Here is a 22,216-nt window from a genome sequence, read left to right on the forward strand (position 1 = left end):
TACAAAAAAAGAAGCAGAAAGTAACACGGACTGCTGAAAAAGTCCAAATTTTTTTATCTGAAAAATAATATTCAAAAAACGAGCCTCTAGAATCGCTTCTAAGGCTCGTTTGAGGGTTAGGGCGACATTTTTGCCCCCCTATAATCATTCGTTTTTCAAAAACATTCACTTTTTCAGTGGCCTCAAAGTAACATTCCAATATTTGTATCCTTAGCCTGATGACATTGGGGTCTTACTGCCCCTTAAGGGAGGGATAAAAGTTAAATATAAATTTAACTGGTAGCTATTCCACTGTTTCCCTAATGAACCTCCTCTATCATTCTGTTAATCTAGTAAACAAGCTAGAAACAAATCATAGATTTTAGCGGAGGTATTAAATGCGAAAACTTATTATTTCTTTTACATTAGCTTTTTCACTGTTTATAGGAGCTAATACTGTAGGTGCGTCAACAACACACCATGTACAAAGTGGTGACACGTTATGGAAGCTTGCTAATAATTATGGTGTACCTGTAAATGCTATAAAGTCAGCAAATAACAAGACATCAGACACCATCTTTATTGGAGAGCGTTTAACTATTCCTTCTTCTGTTACAGCTTACGAAAAAAGATTACTTGCTCAATTAGTAACAGCAGAAGCAAAAGGTGAACCTTATGCAGGACAAGTTGCAGTAGCAACAGTTGTTCTTAATCGCGTTGACAGTAATCAGTTCCCTAATACAGTTCATAATGTTATTTATCAACCGGAGCAATTTACTCCAGTAAGTAACAGTGCTATTAATCAACCTGCGACTGCTTCAGCAATTCGTGCTGTTGATGAAGCTCTTGCCTTTAGAGGCCAAGGTAGGGGATCATTATTTTTCTATAATCCGAAAATAGCGACAAATCATTGGATTGCTACAAGACAACACACAATCACTATCGGAAACCACGTGTTTGCAAAGTAAATAAAAACGACTGATTCTACGAATCAGTCGTTTTTTTATTATAATAGTTTATTTCTATTCCAAAAAACTTCCCACCACGGCTACTATCTACAATCATATTATGAAAATAGCAGAGAAAGACTCAATATTAATATTTGAACCTACATTTATCGTATCTAGTACGCTTACTGATACATTTTCCACTTTGAATTGTCCCAAAAAGATGGCGAATTTCTAAAAGGTTTCCGCGAAGTAGAGGGAACCATCAACTTCTTAATATAACTAGAGAAAAGGAATGTAACTCTATTTTAATCAGTCGGATCTACATTTTGAACAAGACGTTAAATTTTGATTAGAGGTAGTTTCATTTTCTTGATTTTGAACTATTTTTTATAATTTGAATAAACCTACATTAATGTTAAATGTTTCTATATAAAGGTAGTTCTCTATGTAGTAAAGATAAATTTTGGCAACATAATTTTTTGCGTTATCAAACTGTTAGTAAAATTGCACAACAAAAACTTAACAAAACTAGATTTTTTATTGAGCTTTGCACCAACCAATCTTTATAATCAACAAAATATGTGTATGGTAGATATTTCAATAAAAATATTGCTAGGTTAAAAATTGTTTTTCTACTATAAAGAAAGCTTCTTTTTAAACTTTGAGTTTAGAACTTCTAATCAAAATCCTTCGTAAATTAATTAAACTTGGGGATACTAAATCTTGACCTAAAGTGTGGGTTTACCTTCCTTCTTGCATCGAATGGAAGCTTGGCTTTCATTCGAATTTATTTAGTTTTTTATCGTTTGCAATGGTGTTAAAATAGGAATTTAAGAATTAGTTAAAGTTGAATTCTGTTCTCATCTCAATCAACCAATCTAATTCTTATATCAATTTTATCTAAATTACATATTGTTTTAGATCATTCCGCGATTATAAAATGTACTCATTAATGTTGTGAGAAAATCTACCACGATACATGTAATGAAATTTTCGAATTTTAGAAAAATAACCATTGCTACTTACAAATTAGTTGATTTTCTATTAACAAAAGGGGAGAGAATTTATCAATGGCAACCGTACAAGTGAAGCAAGATCAGTTAGAAGCAGCAAAAAAATATGTAAATGAAGTATACGAAGTGGTTCAAAAAAGGAATCAAGGCGAAAATGAATTTCTTCAAGCCGTTAAAGAAGTTTTTGACTCTTTAGTACCTGTTTTCGCAAAATATCCGGTATACATGGACAACGGAATTCTAGAGCGTGTCGTTGAACCAGAAAGAATTATTTCTTTTCGTATTCCTTGGGTCGATGATCAAGGAAAAGTACAAGTTAACCGTGGCTTCCGCGTACAATTCAATAGTGCGATTGGACCTTATAAAGGCGGATTAAGATTTCATCCATCTGTTAACACAAGTATTATCAAATTTTTAGGGTTTGAGCAAATTTTCAAAAACTCTTTAACAGGGCAACCTATCGGTGGTGGTAAAGGTGGATCAGACTTTGATCCGAAGGGAAAATCGGATAATGAAATCATGCGCTTTTGCCAAAGCTTTATAACTGAACTTTCTAAATATATTGACCCTGATACTGATGTTCCTGCAGGGGATATTGGTGTTGGCGCTCGCGAAATCGGATTCTTATTTGGACAATACAAACGTATTCGTGGAGGCTATCCAGCTGGTGTACTAACTGGAAAAGGCATTGGCTACGGTGGAAGTTTAGCAAGAACTGAAGCTACTGGTTATGGAACAGTTTACTTCGTAGAAGAAATGTTAAAAGACCAAGGCGATAGCATGAATGGAAAAACAGTAGTAGTTTCTGGCTCGGGTAATGTATCCATTTATGCTATGGAAAAAGCACAACAACTAGGGGCAACAGTTGTAGCTTGTAGTGATTCTAGTGGTTATATCTATGATAAAAATGGTATTAATCTTGCTACTGTAAAACGTATCAAAGAAGTAGAAAGAAAACGTATTAGTGAATATGTAGATGAGCACCCAGAAGCGGTGTTTAATGATAATTACTCTGATATTTGGTTAACACCGTGTGATATTGCATTACCATGTGCAACTCAAAATGAAATTAATGAAGTATCTGCAAAACTTTTAGTAGCTAATGGAGTAAAAGCAATTGGTGAAGGTGCTAACATGCCTTCTACGTTAGAAGCAATTGATGTATTTTTAAGTAATAACGTACTATTTGGACCAGCTAAAGCTGCGAATGCTGGTGGAGTTGCTGTATCCTCTCTAGAAATGGCTCAAAACAGCATGCGACTTTCTTGGACGTTTGAAGAGGTTGATGCAAAATTACACGAAATCATGAAAAACATTTACCGTAACAGCGTAGATGCTTCGAATGAATTCGGTCATCCTGGAAACTTAGTTGTTGGTGCTAATATTGCTGGATTTAAAAAGGTTGCAGATGCAATGCTAGCTCACGGGGTAATATAAGAAACATTTTCTATTTATACAAACCAAATACGCTATGAGATTAACTCCTAGCGTATTTGGTTCTTTTAGTTTTTATTAGTAAGGACGTAACGAATGCAGTTATCGGAATTGATAAAATTAATCCTATACTCCCTGCTGCTGTCCTTAAAATTTCAACAGCTAAAAATTCCATGTGAATCACTTGCGAAATGGCACTCTCATAGCCATACAACGTCATTAATAACGGTAGTCCTGCCCCGACATAAGCAAGGATTAGTGTGTTAGCCATAGTACCCATAATATCCTTACCGACATTCATTCCCGACTTTAATAGCTCTCCATTAGATATGGTTGGATTGTTTTTTCTTACTTCTTCCATTGAAGAAGCGATAGAAATAGCAACATCCATAATAGCTCCTAGCGCTCCTATTAATATCCCTGCGAGCAAAATTCCTTTCATATCAAAACTTATTTCATTAGAAATCGAAAGAAGAATACGCTCATCATCGCTATGGTATCCTGTTAAACGCATAATCTTAGAAAAGACAATTGAAATAAAAGCTGCAGATGCTAAACCACCGACAGTTCCTACAGTTGCAGCGATTGTTTTTCTAGTTATTCCACTAACCATTAAAAAAGTAACGATCGTAACGATTGTACCAGTAATGATAGCTAAATAAATTGGGGGATAACCATCAAATAACCTTGGAAACATAAATTTTAAAATTAGCATTAGTGTAATCCCTAATGTAACAACCGCCTTTAACCCTTGTCTTTTACCGAATAATAACAATAATGCGATAAGGATCGAAATTAACAAAATTGAAGAAAGATCCCTAGCGTGAGTCATTATTTCAGCTTTAATAATTTCTCCATTAAATACCGCTATTTGAACAACTACTTTATCATTTTCTTTTATCCAAAATTCATCCTTCGGTTGATTAACACTGTCAGGAATGTACTTCTCACTAACCGCTATCATAATTTCGCCTTTAAATTCGCCCTCTAAAATTTTAACCCTAGCACTTTGATATTCTATTCGAAGGCTATTATAATCATTTTCTTCATACCTCTCTTCAACGATTTCTATTACTCTAGCAGTTGGATCAAATGTTTGTGAAAGATTTTGAGCTCCAACAATATTTATATGACTTGAAAAACCGAACAGAAAAACTAGAATAATAATCATAGTATAAACCTTCTTCATCCCCAAAAACCTTCCTTCCCTATAAAAAACATCTAAATTAACTAAAACTATTAATCTACTTACTTTTAGATTATTAATAGAAATACGTTTTATGATAAATATTTTGATTTTTAGTAGAAAGTGAATGAATTTGTTCATTACCAAACTATTTACGTAACTAGGTATAGTGAAAAGAAGAATGAATGTCGAAAATCATCTAAGTACTTAAACTTTCCATATTTGTTTGCGTAAAAAAGGACGACCTATACATGAAGTCATCCCTCTTTATTTATAACGATCTCATCATTACTTACAGGAGTACCTCTGCTTGCTCTCTTTTTCAAAAAGAAATGTTTCCTTCTTTTCACTCCTTTTTTTATGTAGCCACCTTTAAATTTTCTTAACTCATAAGAAGCAACAAAAGCAGAGGGTTCATAGTCGTATATGATATTGTAAAATTCTTTTTCTCGATCTCTTCTAGCTGTACAGTGTAGTAAATAACGAACTGAATTCATACCCTCTACCTCACTCGTAGAGACACTAAATCCAGATTTCCTTAATTTTGAAGTCAAATGAACATTAATATTTGGTATATTTGCTTCCATTGTTACATAGCCAATTGCCAATTTCTCTTCAATTGTACCACCAAGATATATGCCAATTGCAAAGCCAGCCACATATGCAGCCATATTTATATAATTAGACAAATCACTAAAAACAAGACCAATGGCCACAACATAAATACAGCCTTCTAGAATCCCAATGGAAGATGCTTGTTTTTTTAAACCTTTAACAGCTAGAATTGTACGCATAGTTAAGATAGGTACATAAAGCAGCTGGGCAAAAAAGATGATAAATGGTTGTATCACCCTTCAATCCTCCTCATACAAATTATTTTTTTATCGTTCCCAACAAATAAAAAATTATGTAAAAAAACACAAAATAAATCTTGAAAAAAGCTGAACTTCAATCAATGGAGTATTCCTTCATCCCCACTAATTTTTATTCTAGGGGTATTAAGAGTTGGATAAGAAGCGGAAGGCGCCCGTCTATCGGCGACAAACACTGGAAGGTCGGTAAGTAGCGGTCTGCTCTTTGACCGCAATCTATGGGCTTCTGCGTCTGTCAGCAACGCTTCGAAGTAGGCTTCCTCGAAGAAGTGTTTTCTGCGACGAGTAATCGCAGGAGCAATTGTTTTTCGTGCGACGAGTAATCGCAGGAGCAAAGCTGCATAGCTATTCAGAGATGTTATTCAAGTAGTTATTGAAGTCCGTTGCTTGACTGAAGTGATCGAGTCGATGGAGCCTGGAGCTAGACGGTTTCCAAGTTAAATTTTATACTTTCTTACCTTAAAATAAAAACTGACACTTTAGTTAAGCGCCAGTTTTTTTGTGTCTATCATTACCTTGATTTTATAAACATCTGTACCCAAGCTCCATGGTAAAACCCTACTCCAATTGCATCGTATTGACCACTCAGGATGTTTTGACGATGCCCTGATGAATTCATCCAAGAATTCATAACAGCCTCAGGCGTACTTTGACCTTTAGCGATATTTTCACCAGCTGCTTGGTAACTAATTCCAAATGTTCGTAACATATCAAACGGTGAACCATAGTTAGGACTATTGTGTGAGAAATAATTCGATTTAATCATGTCCTCAGCCTTTTTATGTGCAACATTTTTCAAATCTGCTCTATGTGTAAGTGGACTTAACCCATTTTTACGTCTTTCTTGGTTTACTAAAGTAACAACCTGATCCTCGAAAGTACTAGAATGTTCTGCAGATTCCTTTAAACGAATGACTTCACCAACATGCATATTTCTAGGTTCAATTTCTGGATTGAGCCTCATTAATTCACGATAATCTAATCCATAGCGTTGGGCAATAAACCAAAATGTATCTCCTGGTGAAACTTTGTAGTGCTCAAATGGTGGCTCTTTAAAAAACTGTATTTGTTGCGCATGTGACACAATAGGAAGACAAAAGGAAAAAATTAACGCTGATAATAGTATCTTCTTTATCATCGCAAACCTCCATAAGTGTTGTCGTGAAGAATGTAACTTTTCTTCCACCTATAGTTTGGGTTCTTCTTCTCTAACTATGTCTAGAAATAATATACATATTTTTCAGTTCATTTAGCATAGCGTACAAAACTGAGTAATGTTGGTTATTATTTACATAACTGAGTGAATTCATAATTACATAAATGGAGCTACATAAGTCTAAATGTTATTGGAAACGGTCTTCATCCAACAACATTTAGTATCAGAGTAGCGATAATAAACAATTATGAAATTTATTAAACTAATAACCCTACCGAATTAAGATAAATTGGTAGGGCACCAGAAATTAACAATCATATTTTTTAAACAAACGTTGAAACTTCCTCTGTCTTTCTTCATATAAACCCTTTTTCGTCAAATCATAGTAACAATGGTTAAGAAGCTCTTTAAGAATTTTACTTCTCATTTCACCCTCAGCTACTTTTTGTTGTACTTCAGTTCGACATTGCGCTAAAAAATCAATATATGACTCATAAGAACTGTCATACTGGTTAGCTATTTCGCAAATTATTTTTTTTGCGAGACCTGGACTTGCCCCTGACGTAGAAACAGAAATCGATAACTTCCCACGTGTTATTGTAGCAGGTACAATAAAATTACTTTGAACCGGATTATCAACGAGATTTATTAATTGCTGATCATTGCAACTCTCTAATACCTGTAAGTTTATTTTTGGGGAATTGGTTGCCGCAATTATCAAGAACGCATCGTCAATGTCTTCACTAAAGAACTCCTTTTGTTTCCACTTTACTATTTCTTGTGCAACGTTTGCTTTAATCGTATTTGTAATTGTTGGACTTATTACAGTAATCTTTGCACCGGTTTCAAGAAGCTTAAGTAATTTCCTTTCCGCTATTTTACCTCCCCCAACAATAACCACACTTTTATTATGTAAATTCAACTGAACGGGATAATCAATCAAAATAACACCTACTTTTTTTTATCTCAATACCAATCAAGGAAATTTCAAAGCTGTATAAGGTAGTGCTTCAACCATTCGCCCTCTTCTTCCCATCGTCGTACCCTAGAGCAAATTAGCTTCATTGTCCTTTAGTGTTTGTTGTAAAGGTACGTGACCAACAAGAACACCATTTACATCGGTAATACAGTTTTTTTTACCGGTTGGTAAGTTACCAATGGGGTTATGCCTAAATCTCTAAGCTTACCTCTGTTCATTTTTTTACCTCATTTAGTTTTGTTTATCTATTATTTCCATATCTACATGGGGGATTCCATCTTCTAAATAAACATTAGAAGTAGGTTGAAAACCAAAAGAACCATAGAAACCTTGTAAATGATCCTGTGCTTGTATTTTAATCTCTGTTTCAACTAATTCATTATTAATAAATTCAATCGCTTTACTTAGTAACTCCGTTGCTAGTCCTTTACGACGGTATGGTTCTTTTACTATGACTCTCCCAATCGAAACTTCATCATATTTTAGCCTTTTTGGTAAAATGCGACAATACGCTTTTATTTCACCATTAGTTTCACTAAATAAGTGATAACATTGCTGATCAAGATTGTCTAGTTCTGGATAAGGACAATTTTGTTCCACAACAAATATATTTATTCTTTCTTTTATGATGTTGTACAATTTAATTTTTGTTAATTCATCAAATACTTTTATTTGCCAATTCATGATTATCTCCTCTTACCTTCAATAAACATTGTCATACATTTATTTTATCACATATAGTAAAAACAGCCTCGTTAATAATGGTTTCATGAATTTCTGCCGCTTTTGCTGCATCAATAATTTCATCCATTGTTGCTTCTTCTTTTCCCCAACAAATATTATCTTTTATCGTACTAGAAAAAAGGCGTGCATCTTGTGGTACAAAGCCAATATGTTTTCGTAAATAATCAAGTTTCATAATTTTCTCATTAAAATCATCTATAGTAACAGATGCACTACTAACATCGTATAAACGAGGGATAAGCTGGAATAAAGAAGATTTACTAGCCTCTGTAGCACCTAGAACGGTTACGATTACACCTTTTTCAACTTGAAATGAAATATCTTTTAACACTTCTACATTTGTATCCGGATACTCAAACGATACACCATCAAATTTAATCTCCCCTTGGAAATTATCGTTTTGCCATTGTTCTTTGCTTTCAATTAAATCAACACTACTTTCTAGAACCTCAGCAATTCGACCTGAGGATGCTTTTGCACGAACAAAACCCATTAATTTAAATGAAAACACTGAAAAGCAAACATAATTTTCGTTGCCCTAGTTAACTAGGGCAACAATTCCCCAATATTTATCGTGCAATTATTTACTTGAAAACTACCAAACCATAAGATAAATAAAATGCTGATGTTCATAACTAATAAAAGAACAGGCATTGTCAGCTCGATTAGACGAAGCGCATTGACCGTTTTATCTTTCAGTTCATGATTTGCTTTTCCAAACCTGTTTTGTTCATATTTCTTTGTAAAAAATGCCTTTATTAACCTCATTCCAGCCAGGTTTTCTCGCATAACTCCGTTTACGATATCAAGTTTATTTTGTACAGAGTGAAATATCTTAACAACTTTTCTCATTTACCAAAGCATAAAGAAAAATAGTATCGGCATTGTAGAAACCAAAATAAGCGCTAGTTGCCAATTAACTAATAACGCCATTACAATCCCACCCACTACAAGTAAAGGTGCACGTGCAGCAATTCTTAACCCTCATTAGTTGTCATAGACAAATAAAAACCTTAACAATAATAAAGTGAAAGGTCATTAACTAAAATTTAAGTAATGACCTTTCACTATCGGTTTAGAGCTGTTACTCGTTATTACAATATGATCTACCCCGTTTAATTTGATTAAGAAGGATCAAAACCTTCCATGACATCCATATTCTCTTCAATTAATTCGATTATTGCTCCAGCTTCTTCTTTACTAAAAATAAAATTTGTTTCATCTTCAATCGTTTCATCACCCTCAGTAAAGATCCGATTGATACGATGAAGAATACCATCTCCAGTTTCTTTCACAACACCAAATTTATAAGTAACTTCTACTTCATCCAGGTAAGAATATGCTAATACCTCTGGAGTTGTCCATTCTACGTCAACAACAACATCGTATTCACCACCATCAGCATAAACATCTTCATCATAATCATCAGTGTCTATTTCATCAGTAACATCTATTTCGTCATCATCAATATCTTCAATTTCACTATCCATAAAATTGTGGAAAATTTCATGAATAGCGTCTAGTATATCCTCAATATTAGGAAGGATTTGTCGATACGTTTCTCCAGTAGTTAAATCAAAATCCTCAATATAAAACTCTTCATTGTGAGGATCAAAAAATAAAGTACAAAAAACTTCTCTATCTTCTTCTTCAAACTCTACAAAAAATTCGATTTTTGGATGTTTAGCTGCTCTATCAATTCGCATATGTCCAATTTCATCATACTGATCACAAATTGACTCCAGGCTATCTTGCATCTCACTACATACTCTGTCAAACCATTCTAATGACATTAACACATCCCACCTTTTCATGTTTTACATGCTTATTATGCCTTCCTTTTCCAATGCTCTCCATACCAGATTTATCCATATTTCCCCCATTTAAAAAATATATACTTTATTTTCCTTTTTACTAAGTTTTGATATAATTTTAAAAAACTAAAACTGGAGTGAGTAAAATGAAAATTGCATTTTTATCAGATATACACGGGAATGCAGTAGCATTGGATTACGTTATTTCACATATCGAAAAACTTTATGTTGATCAAATCTATGTACTCGGTGATCTATGTTATCGTGGTCCTGAACCAAAACGCGCCCTCCAACTTATACAAGACTTAAATGCGAAAGTACTAAAAGGAAACGCGGACGAATGGGTGGTACGTGGTGTAAGGAAGGGTGAGGTACCAGATAAAGCGTTGGAAATGATGAACAAGGAACGTGACTGGACGCTAACCCACTTGAATGATAAGGATGTGGACTATTTAAAAAATTTACCTAGTGATTTCAAGATAACAACAAGAAACGGGAAAACTATTCATGCCTTCCATGCAACACCAACTAGCCTTTTTGACGTAGTCTTACCAGATAAAAACACTACAGAAATTGAAGAAAGTTTAATGAGTAATACTGATGCTGATCTGTATGTTTATGCTCATATTCATCTACCATACGTACGTTACATGAATGGTAAATGTGTAGCCAATTTAGGAAGTGTAGGCCTACCTTTTGATGGACAACCTTTGGCATCCTTTTTAGTTGTAGAAGAAACTGATGATCAATTAAAAGTAACAATTGAACGAGTTCGCTACGATGTGGTAAAAGTAATGAAACAATACGAGGATGTAAATTACCCTAATCTAGAGTTGATGAAAAAAGTTGTCCAAAAAGGATTAGGACCTTTTCAAGTTTAGTAATAGATAGCACACCATAGGCATAACCAATCCCAGATGTAATTTAAGGCCGCTCCAATAACTATTGAGCGGCCTTAAATTTATCTTGAAATAAATCGAAAGCCCGTCCACTTTAAACAAGAAAAGCGTAAGGCGACCGCCTATCGGGGACAAACACTGGAAGGTCGGCAGGTAGCGGTCTGCTCTTTGACCGCAATCTATGTGCTTCTGCGTCTTCTAGCATAGCTTAGTAGCAAGCTTCCTCGAAGCAGTGTTTTGTGCGACGAGTAACCGCAGGAGCAATTGTTTTCCGTGCGACGAGTAACCGCAGGAGCAAAGCTGCATGAAGCTAATCGACGAAGGATCTCAAGCAGTAATTGAAGTCCGTTGCTTGACTGAAGTGAATGAGCCGATGGCGCCTTGAGCTAGACAGTTTCCAAGTTAGAGATTTATAAATTCTGATTATACAAAAAAGAGAACTCTTTCTAGCTTCGCTAGAACATCGGAAATTCAGATGGAGTCCCACCTACGCTACGCTTAGAGATGGGGGCCTATGACCCTTAAGTACAAATCATTTTGATTAAGGAACTCTTTATTTTTCAACCTCTATTACGGAGTAATAATTTTTTTATCATTTTAATGAATTTCGTAATTGTTTATTTCGCAACTATCCAAGTTTCACTAATATTTTTTCTCCATTATTAAAATACTTAACCTACAACAATTATTTCTTGAAAAGGGTGTTTTCCAATGTACATTGGTTGTCACGTTAGCATTCGAAACGGTTACGAAAACGCTGCAATAACTGCACATTCTATCGGTGCAACTGCCTTTCAATATTTCCCTAAAAACCCACGTAGCATTACAATTAAAGAGTTTGATCATAAATCGGCAAGTAAATGTGCACAATTTTGTAAAGAAAAAGGCATTGTCTCAGTTGCTCACACACCATACCCAACAAAGCTGATTCCCGAGAACGATCAATTAGAAAAACAAATCATCTCTTCCATCCTAAATGACTTAGAAATAGCAGAAGCTTGTGGTTCAATTGGAATTGTTGTACATTTTGGATCAACTAAAACCCTTGAACCTATAGAAGGCTATAAAAAAATGATCGAACTTCTTAATGTCACTTTAGAAAACTGGAATGGGAATGCACTTTTATTACTTGAAAACAACGCTGGGGTCAAAACGAACATGGGAACTACATTAGAGGAGATGGTGCAAATTCGAAAGTTAACTCACTTTCCAAACAAAATAGGTTTTTGCTTTGATACATGTCATGCCTATGCCAGTGGTTTATGGAACGGAGACAATTGGAAAGAGATAACTGAAAGAGGAAGAAAGATAGAATATTTTAATCACTTAAAAGCCGTTCATCTTAACAATTCAAAATACCCGTTTGGAAAAAGAAAAGATAGACATGCAAATATCACAGATGGATATATCAAAAAAGAACAATGGATTTCCTTTTTGCACTCAACGGTTATTAAAGATGTTCCGCTAATTTTAGAAACTCCTAATACCGAAAATTATTCTCATAAAGAAGAAATCGAATTGCTCTATCACTTGAATAAGACTAGTTAAATATAATGACGGTATCTCACAAAATTACATAATTATAAGTTTTTTTAGTCGTGACGAAAATCAAAAATCTGCTATAATAACAGTAATGATAATCGTTTTCAATCAACGACTACGAGGTGACCACACATGGAAAAAGTATATTTTTGCCAAGAAAATAAATTTAATACAAAAAAGGTTTACAAAAAATTAAAAAAACTGGATCTTGTAGTGAAAATCAAGCGCAAAAATTGCATCGGTGAATGTAAAACTTGTAAACAAGGTCCTTTTTCAGTCATGAACGGTAAAGTTATTACATGCGATACTGCAAAAGAACTTTACAAAAAAATCTATAAAAAAGTTAATTGAATTTCAAGGATACAAAAAATTATTAACATGAAGTTACCATTACTTAAAGCAAACACATATTCATGATATTATTTATTTTTCAACAGTTACTTAGTACTTTTTTTTGAAAATATGCCCCCACCTTGGAAGGAGATCCATCCATGAAATTTGAAACACTCACACATATCATTCTTGGAACTACTTTAACTTTTTTTATCGTTTTGACAATATATTTCCTTTTACGATTACTTTTTGCTAAGAAAGAAAAGAAAGACACTTTTACCGTCCACTTTCGACGAACAGGAGTAATAACAATTGTTTTATTTATCGTTTATATGAGTTGGATATTTATCAAAAAGACTTTTTTATAAAATCAAGCAACCATATTATAAGAAAAGCGCAAGGCGCCCGCCTATCGGCGACAAACACTGGAAGACCTGCTCGTAGCGGTCGGTTTTTGACCGAAAGAGAAGGTCTGAAGTGATCGAGCCGATGGCGCCTGGAGCTAGACAGTTTCCAAGTTAGAAACTTATAAATTCTGATATTATAAGAAAAGCGCAAGCGCCTTGGTCACGAGCAGCTGCTCCTGTGCCACTCCGTTTGCTCAAGAGCAAAGCAGCTTCGAAGTAATCCAAGTAGTAGCTTCACTGGGGCGGCCTTTTCGGAAGCCGCTCTTTGGCTTCCGAAAAGGAATGAAGTGACCGAGCTCGTAGGCGCTGAAGCTAGACAGTTTTCAAGTTAGAAATTTATAAATTCTGATACTGCAAAAAAGGTCAAACCTAAATAAAGCTGAACTTCAATCAGGTTAATTATTCTATATCGGACCTTTTGGTGCAGTTAATCCCCCACCTAAACTTTTCGATTTTCTTAAGTTTTTGAGGTGTGGGTTTTACTGCCCCTTAAAAGTGGGATAAATTTTTGTTTAGGTTTGACTTTATTTTTTATAGAGAATTTTCTCGTTGGTAAACTCGCTTGCTCAGCCAAAACCATTCGTAGTGACAAGTGCGCTTGTGCTTTTATCAACTAAACGACAACTGCGCTTGTTCTAGTAAGAATTTACGTACTCTCCGAGGTAAAAAACGACGGATTTCAGTTTCATTATATCCAGATAGTAAGCGTTTTTTGTCCATAATAATAGGACTACGCAAAAAGTTAGGATTTTCACAAATTATTCTAAACAGCTTTTGAATTGATGCCGCTTCAATATCAAATTCTAACTTCTTATAACTATTAGATCTTGTAGAAATAATCTCACTAAGACCTTCTTCTGTCTTTCCTACAATTAATTTCACTTCTTCAATCGTTAAATTTTCAATCCTTCTCTCAACATAAAGAATATTATTCTCCTCTAGCCAAGCTTTTGCTTTTTTAGATGATAAACAATTTGGGGCCGTATAAATAGTTACCATATTATTATCTCCATTCATATAGCGTTATTTAGAATAAAGATTAACATAACAATATGAACTAATTATGAACAACAAAAAGAGTTATGGTTTCGCTTGAAAACCATAACTCTTTTTGTTTACTTTCCTAATCTAAATATTTCTTGTTTTTCCCCTTTATGAAACGATATGTTACGTATGCAATATACAACGGAGTAGCAATATAAATTAAATAGGGAAATTGTGCATATGTGCCTTGATATATTGCAAAAAGAGCTGCTCCTAAAAATACTGTTACAATCGTACCATATTTAGGTAAAGGTATTTCTTTAAAACTCGGTATTCTAATTCTACTAACCATCAAAAAGCACATCGCTGTAAAAATTACCGTTGTAATAATATTAGGTATAGTTTCTCCAAATAGAGTAAGTATTGCTAAAATACCACCCGCTGCCGTAATAGGTACCCCAATGAAATAATCATTTGAAGATGAAGTACTAACATTAAACCTTGCTAAGCGGTATGCTCCAAATAACGGAAAAAGTCCCGCAACCGCAAACCCTAATAAACCGAACTGGAAAAAGTATGTATAATATACTAAAAATGATGGCGCTACCCCAAAGGTGACAATATCAGCTAACGAGTCTAATTCCTTTCCTAACGGGCTTTCTGCTCTTAACATTCTTGCCACTCTACCATCCATACTATCTAACATCATACCAATTAATATTAAAATTGCAGCGTTATTAAACTGTCCATCGGCTGCAAAACCAATTGATAAAAAACCACAAAATAAATTCCCTAATGTAAACATATTGGGAATACTTTTTTTAAATCGCATAAGTCGTCCTCATCTCCGTGACTTTATCTGAATTTTTTTAGGGTAAAAGCCCCCCCACCTTTAAGCTTAGCGTAGGTGGGATTTTCCAATCAGGTGGAGTAGACTCTTCACCTGATTTTCCGATGTTTCAGCAAGCTGAAACGAGTTCACTTATAAATAAATCCCATTCCATAATTCTTATATTTTAACCAAAAATATTCTATAGTAGTTTTATTATTTTAATGAATGTCATAATACAGATTTTTTAAGAATATTTAATTATATAATCCTATTACACACATAAATTTTATTACTTTTCTTAGTATGTAGCCTAAAAAAAGCCTCAACAAAATTATATTTGTCAGGCTTAATTATAACATTTAATTTTGTATTTGGAGGAAAAAGTTATCGTTTTGATAGTAATTTATTTAAGACAGACAATTTAAAGAATTTCATAATGGAGTACATATTTAACGCCACCAAAAAACTTCATGTAGTTAAATTACTGCTTTCTCCATAAAAATAACTTGATGTGCTAGACTACTCAATTATAAATTGCACTCAGTTTATAAAGCTGAACTTCAATCAGTGCGGGTTTTCTTTTATCCCCCACTGATTGTTAGTTTAACTTATACCACAGGCATAAGAATAACTAATCATTAGCTTTCACGGGGCAGTTAATCTCCCACCTAAACTTTTCGATTTTCTTACGTTTTAAGGTGACGGTCTTACTGCCCCTTAAGTGTGAGATAAACTATTTATTTAGTCCCTCCAAGTAAATTTAACCAATACGATAATTTAAATTTTTCTTTTTTTTGTTCATTTTCTGCTGCTGCCTCACGATAACTTTGTACAAACTCTTTAAATAACTCTTCTCTCTCCTCAACCTTCTTTTGTAAAAATATTTTTTCTTCCTGTTCTTTTTCTATTTCTTCTTGTAGTGCCTTTATTTGCTTATATGTCATTTTGTAATTATCAAGAACTTCTTCAGAATAAGTTTGAACTAAACCTTCCGTTTTTGAATTCCCTTTTATTAATTCCTTTTTCACTTCACTTTTCAATTCTTCATTTGATTGCCTCGCATCTTTCATAAACTCTTCTTTTAATTGTTCAAATGAATTTGATATGTTTTGCACCGCTTCTAGTGTCGTATCTCCTTTTATTAATTCCTTTTTCACTTCACTTTTCAATTCTTCATTTGATTGCCTCGCGTCTTTCATAAACTCTTCTTTTAATTGTTCAAATGAATTTGATATATTTTGCACCGCTTCTAATGCTGTATTCCCTTTTATTAATTCCTTTTTCACTTCACTTTTCAATTCTTCATTTGATTGCCTCGCGTCTTTCATAAACTCTTCTTTTAATTGTTCAAATGAATNTTCTAGTGTCTTATCTCCTTTTATTAATTCCTTTTTCACTTCACTTTTCAATTCTTCATTTGATTGCCTCGCGTTTTTCATAAACTCTTCTTTTAATTGTTCAAATGAATTTGATATATTTTGCACCGCTTCTAATGCTGTATTCCCTTTTATTAATTCCTTTTTCACTTCACTTTTCAATTCTTCATTTGATTGCCTCGCGTCTTTCATAAACTCTTCTTTTAATTGTTCAAATGAATTTGATATGTTTTGCACCGCTTCTATTGCCGTATTCCCTTTTATTAATTCCTTTTTCACTTCACTTTTCAATTCTTCATTTGATTGCCTCGCAGCTTTCATAAACTCTTCTTTTAATTGTTCAAATGAATTTGATATGTTTTGCACCGCTTCTAGTGTCGTATCCCCTTTTATTAATTCATTTCTCACATCACTTTTCAATTCTTCATTTGATTGCTTCGCATCTTTCATAAACTCTTCTTTTAACTGGGCAACCGTATCAGAAATATTTTGTACAAACCCAATCGTTTCAGTTTGTAAAGAAACGATATCATCATATTTCAAATCATACTCTGATCTTATTTCATCGGAAACATCATTTGTCTTCAAGATAAATTTGATGATATCATTACTTAGATTTTTCTCTTTCATCAATTTAATTTTTTTTAATGTAATTAAGTCGATCTCTTGGTAAATTCTAGACCCATTCTTTGTACGATGAACATATACAAATTCACCAAAATCTTTTTCCCATTTTTTTAAACTTCCGATTGATACCTTTATCTCTTTCGACACATCTTTTATCGTGTATTTTTTATTTTCAACAACCATACCGTCCACCTCTTCTTTAATTTTTCTGTAGTTACTTAATTAAAGATCGATACTACATTTTTCCTTCCAAATGACAAAACTTCTAAAAAGAAGTGGTAATTCTGCAAATTTCTTTCAGTGTTTATGCAATGCGTACCTTGCATAAAATTTTCTAGCAAAGAAGTTTTTCTGATTTAACTTATCTAATTTTTCTAGAATGTGATCAGATTACTGGCTACCTTCCTTGCCTTCTTAAGTAATTTCGGCAGCCTACAGAGAAATAGAACCCATTAACATAAACCTTAAAGATTATTTCTCACTGTTTCAATTTATTGAATAAAAAAAGTCCGCGAGAACGAGTCTCACGAACTTTTTTTATTCAACTGTATTTACTAGAGTCAGAAGTTGTGGACTTCTTAATTCAACAGTATCCCCTTTCTTTATTTCAAAGGCATTAACTGGTGTACCAGTTAAAATAATGTCCCCTTCTTCTAGAGTAAAAAGAGATGAAATATATGCGACTAGATAAGCAAAAGAATAACCCATATCAAATGCATACGCCGATTGTTGTAACTCACCATTTAGATAGCTTTCAATTTTAATTTCTGAAGGATATTGCACTGGAAAAAATTCGCCTATCGGTGTAAAACTATCAAATAATTTACCTAACGATGGTAAGTCTTCTCCTACTGCAGTAACATCATTACAAATCGCATATCCACCAATTACTGATAAATTAGAAACGTCTTCTACTGAAATATCCCTAACAGTTTTGTTGATTTTTATTGCAATTTCTACCTCTGACATTACCTTATCTACATTAGGAGGAATCTCGATTTTTGCTCCTGTTTTTATCATTGAACTCATTGGTTTAATAAAGATAAAAGGCTTATCTGCTAATGTTAACCCTTTACTTTCTAATAAACACTTATAATGTGGACCAACACCAATAATTTTACCCATTTTTCATCTCACCTATCATTTTTTTTAACACTCGTATAATTTGAGTGTATTTCATAATTACCTAAAAAGATCTAATCACCTGAGTTTTTAACAACGTTGTTAAAAACAAGCAAAAGATTTGAAACACTTCAGCAATGTGCGGATTTAACCTCAATAATTTCACCATAAAAAAGCAAAGGTTTCCTTTATCAAATTTCAGATCACTATACCCATTTATTAATATCTCCTCCCTTTTTAATTTATTTATATATTAAACTCCATTAAATCATATCATAGTTTTCTATTTTTGGGGCATTAACACACAAAAAATAAACCGCTTTCACATCCCAATGAATTTATCCCACTCTTAAGGAGCAGTATGCCCCCCCACCTCAAAACGTAAGAAAATCGAAAGTTTAGGTGGGGAATTAACTGCCCCTAAAAGTCCAATATAGAATAACTTTCATTAGTGAAAGCTAATGATTAGTTATTCTTATGCCTGTGGTATTAAACTAACAATCAGTAGATTTTCCTTACCACCCACCGATTGAAAGTCATCCTTTTGAATTCAATTGCCTTTTAGAACATGTTTAAGTTTCTTAAACTGAAAATATAAAAAACACCCAACGCAAAAGCCTAACAAGGCAACTGTCGCTGCCAAAGTTACCATTCCAGTGAGAAGCCAAGCTACCCAACTTCCAGTCCATAGATAAATCAATAAAGCAAGCGTTAAAAGCAACCCACCAATGGTTTGGTTAAACTTTTGGAGAACTGCAGCCTCTGTTTCTCCACCTACATTATGAGGGAATAATCGTTTTGCAATGTAAAATGCCAAATTCGCTTTTTGACCAAGGACTAACGGCGTGATTACAAATAGAAAGGCAATAAACAATAATAAAATACTTTGTAGCACTATCGAACTTAAAGTTAAGATAACCATAATGATTTGATTTGTTTTCACATAAGAAATTGGGATTTCCCTCAGCAATTTCGCCACCTCATTTTAATATATTTTTAATGATTATATCGATTATCTAGTAAGAAATCCAATATTTTGTTTCGTTTTCCTAGCTCATTTCTCAAAAATGTATTGTAATTCAAACTATTATCTTGTAAAATATTAGACTGTATCTGTCGGGGTATATTATGAGAATAACTTTTTCTCATTTTGTTTATGAAATATATTATATCAATCCCCTCCCCCTTAGTGGATGAAAATGACAATAAGGAAGGAGTTTTTTTACGTGTATTATAAATCGGCTTTTGTAGATGAACTGGAAAACAAAAATGAAGATGAACTCAAGGAAGAAATTGAAGATCTTGAATTTCAAATGTTACGTATGCAAGATAACCTAAAAGAAATAGCAAAAAAATGGCAAGTGATCGGCATAGAAAAAACTAAGGAAGACAACTGGGTTATCGTTTACACTTCAGATGATGGTGACACTTGCAAAGTTATGTTAAATGATTGTGAAAGTGCCTTTCGTGGTATGTGGGATTTTTCTATCCAAGCATCTTATGAAGATCAAAATACAATTCATATTGGTGATATTAAAGGTCCAGAAAATAGGGGATATGGCTCTATTTGCATGAATTATTTAAAAGAACTAGCAAAAGACCAAAATATTCAATACATTACTGGTGATATTGCCAAACGAGATTGGGACCATAAAGACCGTCTTGTCCATTTTTATAAAAAACATAATTTCAAAATAAATTTAGATAAAGAGAACCAATCTGGAGAAATCGAGTGGAATCTTGTATATTAACTTGCTTTTCCTTCACTTATAATGTATTATTAATCATATTGCTTATGAACACTTAAAGTTATTAGATTATTATAATTAAAGTAAATGAACGTTATTATATTTACTATATTTACGAGTAAATCATCTGGCATCTTAAAAACGCTTAGTTAAACCTTATTATAAGAGGCACGGCCTAGGAGCCGTATTGATAAAATAGAGGTAGGGATTTTGTTTTTTAAGGTAAAAGAGCAATAAGACATTATCGCGGCATAAATTTTAAGGTATATTCTCATAAGAATTTAAATTGGCTTATTACAACGCCAATATTTTACCCGAGCTTTTCGTTTAAGCTCGGGTTTTATTTTTGTTAACAAGTATCAATTCACAAGAAAAGCGCAAGGCGCCCGCTTATCGGCGACAAACTCTGGAAGACCTGCTCGTAGCGGTCGGATTTTGACCGAAAGAGAAGGTCTGAAGTGATCGAGCCGATGGCGCCTGGAGCTAGACAGTTTCCAAGTTAGAAATTTATACATTCTGATTATATTAAGAAAAACACCCAAACGGGCGCTTTTTGTTTACTCTTTTCATTCTTTATTTTTTCGTTTACCTTTACATTTATCTTTGTTCCACTTAGGAATAAAGCCTTCCGCTTCTAACTTCTGATAGTGTAACTCGAATTTAGAATTAATCTTTTCAGCTTTCTCCTGTGATAACACTCCAAATTGAACATATTTAGAAATAACTTCTTTCTTTTTTTCTAAAATGTCTTTCATTAATGAACCTAACTCTTCTTTTTGTTGAGCAGTTAATTCCACTTTATTCATGTCCATTTCGTCTTCATGTTGATGGGCAAGAGAAACAGTTCCTAAGCTCATACTTAAGAGTATAACAACTAACAAACTAACAACACTTTTTCGCATGTAAATGACAACTCCTTCCTATTTTCTTTTGTTATGTTTTACGATATTAGTTATTTTTATCCAATATTTTCAAATAATTTAAACTGTTAAATTTTTAAATTATAGGTGCAAACTCCGCTTTCGTCACCTTTATTAGATCAGAAATAGGTAGTTGTATTTGCACACCAATTTTCCCACCACTAACTATAATCTCTTGCAGATCATTTGCACCACTCTCAATCGTTGTGCGAAAAAGTTTTTTCATACCAATTGGTGAACAACCGCCACGCACATACCCTGTTAGCTTTGTAATTTCCTTTACCGGGATAAGCTCAATTTTCTTTTCACCCACAGCTTTGGCCGCTTTTTTTAAATCTAACTCTTTATCGACCGGAATGATAAAAACAAATAATTCTTTACTATTTCCTTGGGAAATTAAGGTTTTATAAACGACACGTACATCCATATTTATTTTCTCTGCAACTGAAACGCCATCTATCTTGCCTTCCTCACTTTCAAATGTAAAAATTTCATAATTAACTTTTTCTTTATCTAGAATTCTCATCGCATTTGTTTTCTTCTCTTTTGCCAACATCGATCACCTCCTGAATTTATCAGACATATTTTTATAGTTTTAATTGTTTTATCAGGTGGGTAAACATATGGCTTCTAGCTGCTCTGTCATTCCATCGACTCACTCTGATAACAAGAAGTTTTTTGTCATTATGTTCCGTCATGTTTCATGTCCCTACTAATTTTACCCAACTATTATCAGGAAACGCAACGTATTGCTGAAATTTCGTTTAAATCTTAAATTAGCTATATCAATTACATCACCTACACAATGAATAATAAATAATCGTCAAGTAGTTCCGTTGAAAAAAGTAAAGGAAATACGATATCATTAACATTAATACAAAATAGACAAAAATAAGAAAAGCGCAAGGCGCCCACCTATCGGCGACAAACACTGGAAGACCTGCTCGTAGCGGTCGGGTTTTTGACCGAAAGAGAAGGTCTGAAGTGATCGAGCCGATGGCGCCTGGAGCTAGACAGTTTTCAAGTTAGAAATTTATAAATTCTGATACTATAAGAAACTCACATGATTTTCCACTCACACCCCCGGATGAAAATATTTCTTCCGGGGTTTTTGCTTCTCCCTCCTCGTCTATACTTATAAAGCTATGGAAAGTAAGTTTACGTGCGCTTTAATGGTGGTTTAACCCTGTATAAGAAACTGTTTGGAATTTGCCTTGTGGACACCCCCTTGTTGACTCTTCGTTTCTTGAGGATGATCACGTACAGAAAAATGCTGTTTGACCAAGCTTATTCCACTTT

General features: G+C 33.7%; 21 protein-coding genes and 1 pseudogene. 7 read left to right on the forward strand and 15 right to left on the reverse strand.

Going from position 1 to position 22,216, the window contains the following annotated elements; all coding sequences use genetic code 11:
• The first annotated feature begins 377 nt into the window (after positions 1–377).
• Together BKP37_RS17140 and gdhA are read left to right on the forward strand one after the other, a co-directional pair.
• The gene (locus BKP37_RS17140; protein WP_071310850.1) at positions 378–947 is read left to right on the forward strand and encodes a cell wall hydrolase; all 570 of its coding nucleotides are present in this window, start codon (positions 378–380) and stop codon (positions 945–947) included.
• A 1,052-nt stretch (positions 948–1,999) separates the two neighbouring features.
• Positions 2,000–3,379 (forward strand): NADP-specific glutamate dehydrogenase, encoded by a 1,380-nt coding sequence (gene gdhA / locus BKP37_RS17145; RefSeq protein WP_071310851.1) that lies wholly within the window; start codon positions 2,000–2,002, stop codon positions 3,377–3,379.
• 40 nt (positions 3,380–3,419) lie between these two features.
• On the opposite strand, the gene BKP37_RS17150 is transcribed toward gdhA, so the two are convergent.
• The 8 genes and pseudogenes from BKP37_RS17150 to BKP37_RS17185 form a co-directional block, all read right to left on the reverse strand.
• Positions 3,420–4,565, reverse strand: a complete 1,146-nt coding sequence (locus tag BKP37_RS17150) for a YibE/F family protein (RefSeq protein ID WP_071310852.1) — start codon at positions 4,563–4,565, stop codon at positions 3,420–3,422.
• Positions 4,566–4,819: 254 nt separating this feature from the next.
• Positions 4,820–5,413 carry a DUF2179 domain-containing protein gene (locus BKP37_RS17155; protein ID WP_071310853.1) on the reverse strand — a complete coding sequence of 198 codons (594 nt, stop codon included), beginning with the start codon at positions 5,411–5,413 and terminating at the stop codon, positions 4,820–4,822.
• A gap of 532 nt (positions 5,414–5,945) precedes the next feature.
• On the reverse strand, positions 5,946–6,572 hold the full coding sequence (locus tag BKP37_RS17160) for a CAP domain-containing protein (RefSeq protein ID WP_071310854.1): 627 nt from the start codon (positions 6,570–6,572) through the stop codon (positions 5,946–5,948).
• Between the two features lie 325 nt (positions 6,573–6,897).
• Positions 6,898–7,533: an NAD(P)-binding protein gene (locus BKP37_RS17165; RefSeq protein WP_071310855.1), complete on the reverse strand. Its 636-nt coding sequence runs from the start codon at positions 7,531–7,533 to the stop codon at positions 6,898–6,900.
• 267 nt (positions 7,534–7,800) lie between these two features.
• Positions 7,801–8,253, reverse strand: a complete 453-nt coding sequence (locus BKP37_RS17170) for a GNAT family N-acetyltransferase (RefSeq protein WP_071310856.1) — start codon at positions 8,251–8,253, stop codon at positions 7,801–7,803.
• Between the two features lie 31 nt (positions 8,254–8,284).
• Positions 8,285–8,824, reverse strand: a complete 540-nt coding sequence (locus BKP37_RS17175; RefSeq protein WP_139193172.1) for an ATP-binding cassette domain-containing protein — start codon at positions 8,822–8,824, stop codon at positions 8,285–8,287.
• A 35-nt stretch (positions 8,825–8,859) separates the two neighbouring features.
• Positions 8,860–9,288, reverse strand: a pseudogene (locus BKP37_RS17180) (ABC transporter transmembrane domain-containing protein).
• 149 nt (positions 9,289–9,437) lie between these two features.
• Positions 9,438–10,106, reverse strand: a complete 669-nt coding sequence (locus BKP37_RS17185; RefSeq protein ID WP_071310859.1) for a hypothetical protein — start codon at positions 10,104–10,106, stop codon at positions 9,438–9,440.
• A gap of 167 nt (positions 10,107–10,273) precedes the next feature.
• On the opposite strand from BKP37_RS17185, the gene BKP37_RS17190 reads away from it, so the two are divergent.
• The 4 genes from BKP37_RS17190 to BKP37_RS17205 all read left to right on the forward strand — a co-directional run bounded on the left by BKP37_RS17190 (position 10,274) and on the right by BKP37_RS17205 (position 13,269).
• Positions 10,274–11,008, forward strand: a complete 735-nt coding sequence (locus BKP37_RS17190) for a metallophosphoesterase family protein (RefSeq protein WP_071310860.1) — start codon at positions 10,274–10,276, stop codon at positions 11,006–11,008.
• Positions 11,009–11,737: 729 nt separating this feature from the next.
• Positions 11,738–12,574, forward strand: coding sequence for a deoxyribonuclease IV (locus BKP37_RS17195; RefSeq protein WP_071310861.1), 837 nt, complete (start codon positions 11,738–11,740; stop codon positions 12,572–12,574).
• 126 nt (positions 12,575–12,700) lie between these two features.
• A complete protein-coding gene (locus BKP37_RS17200) occupies positions 12,701–12,919 on the forward strand; it encodes a DUF1450 domain-containing protein (RefSeq protein ID WP_071310862.1) in 219 nt (72 codons plus the stop codon).
• Positions 12,920–13,059: 140 nt separating this feature from the next.
• Complete coding sequence (locus BKP37_RS17205) at positions 13,060–13,269, forward strand: hypothetical protein (RefSeq protein ID WP_071310863.1); 210 nt, start codon at positions 13,060–13,062, stop codon at positions 13,267–13,269.
• A gap of 648 nt (positions 13,270–13,917) precedes the next feature.
• Here BKP37_RS17205 and spx read toward each other — a convergent pair.
• From spx to BKP37_RS17230, 5 genes are all read right to left on the reverse strand, one after another.
• Positions 13,918–14,307, reverse strand: coding sequence for a transcriptional regulator Spx (gene spx / locus BKP37_RS17210; RefSeq protein WP_071310864.1), 390 nt, complete (start codon positions 14,305–14,307; stop codon positions 13,918–13,920).
• Between the two features lie 124 nt (positions 14,308–14,431).
• On the reverse strand, positions 14,432–15,124 hold the full coding sequence (gene pssA / locus BKP37_RS17215) for a CDP-diacylglycerol--serine O-phosphatidyltransferase (RefSeq protein WP_071310865.1): 693 nt from the start codon (positions 15,122–15,124) through the stop codon (positions 14,432–14,434).
• Between the two features lie 737 nt (positions 15,125–15,861).
• Positions 15,862–17,310 (reverse strand): MerR family transcriptional regulator, encoded by a 1,449-nt coding sequence (locus BKP37_RS17220; RefSeq protein ID WP_071310866.1) that lies wholly within the window; start codon positions 17,308–17,310, stop codon positions 15,862–15,864.
• Positions 17,311–17,664: 354 nt separating this feature from the next.
• Positions 17,665–18,252, reverse strand: coding sequence for a fumarylacetoacetate hydrolase family protein (locus BKP37_RS17225; RefSeq protein ID WP_071310867.1), 588 nt, complete (start codon positions 18,250–18,252; stop codon positions 17,665–17,667).
• 547 nt (positions 18,253–18,799) lie between these two features.
• On the reverse strand, positions 18,800–19,219 hold the full coding sequence (locus BKP37_RS17230; RefSeq protein ID WP_245712558.1) for a DUF4395 domain-containing protein: 420 nt from the start codon (positions 19,217–19,219) through the stop codon (positions 18,800–18,802).
• Positions 19,220–19,475: 256 nt separating this feature from the next.
• On the opposite strand from BKP37_RS17230, the gene BKP37_RS17235 reads away from it, so the two are divergent.
• The gene (locus BKP37_RS17235) at positions 19,476–20,000 is read left to right on the forward strand and encodes a GNAT family N-acetyltransferase (RefSeq protein WP_245712559.1); all 525 of its coding nucleotides are present in this window, start codon (positions 19,476–19,478) and stop codon (positions 19,998–20,000) included.
• A gap of 563 nt (positions 20,001–20,563) precedes the next feature.
• On the opposite strand, the gene BKP37_RS17240 is transcribed toward BKP37_RS17235, so the two are convergent.
• Complete coding sequence (locus BKP37_RS17240; protein ID WP_071310869.1) at positions 20,564–20,899, reverse strand: DUF2680 domain-containing protein; 336 nt, start codon at positions 20,897–20,899, stop codon at positions 20,564–20,566.
• Between the two features lie 94 nt (positions 20,900–20,993).
• On the reverse strand, positions 20,994–21,473 hold the full coding sequence (gene ybaK, locus BKP37_RS17245) for a Cys-tRNA(Pro) deacylase (RefSeq protein ID WP_071310870.1): 480 nt from the start codon (positions 21,471–21,473) through the stop codon (positions 20,994–20,996).
• Positions 21,474–22,216: the final 743 nt, after the last annotated feature.

Source organism: Anaerobacillus alkalilacustris (assembly GCF_001866005.1).
GTDB classification, from domain to species: domain Bacteria; phylum Bacillota; class Bacilli; order Bacillales; family Anaerobacillaceae; genus Anaerobacillus; species Anaerobacillus alkalilacustris.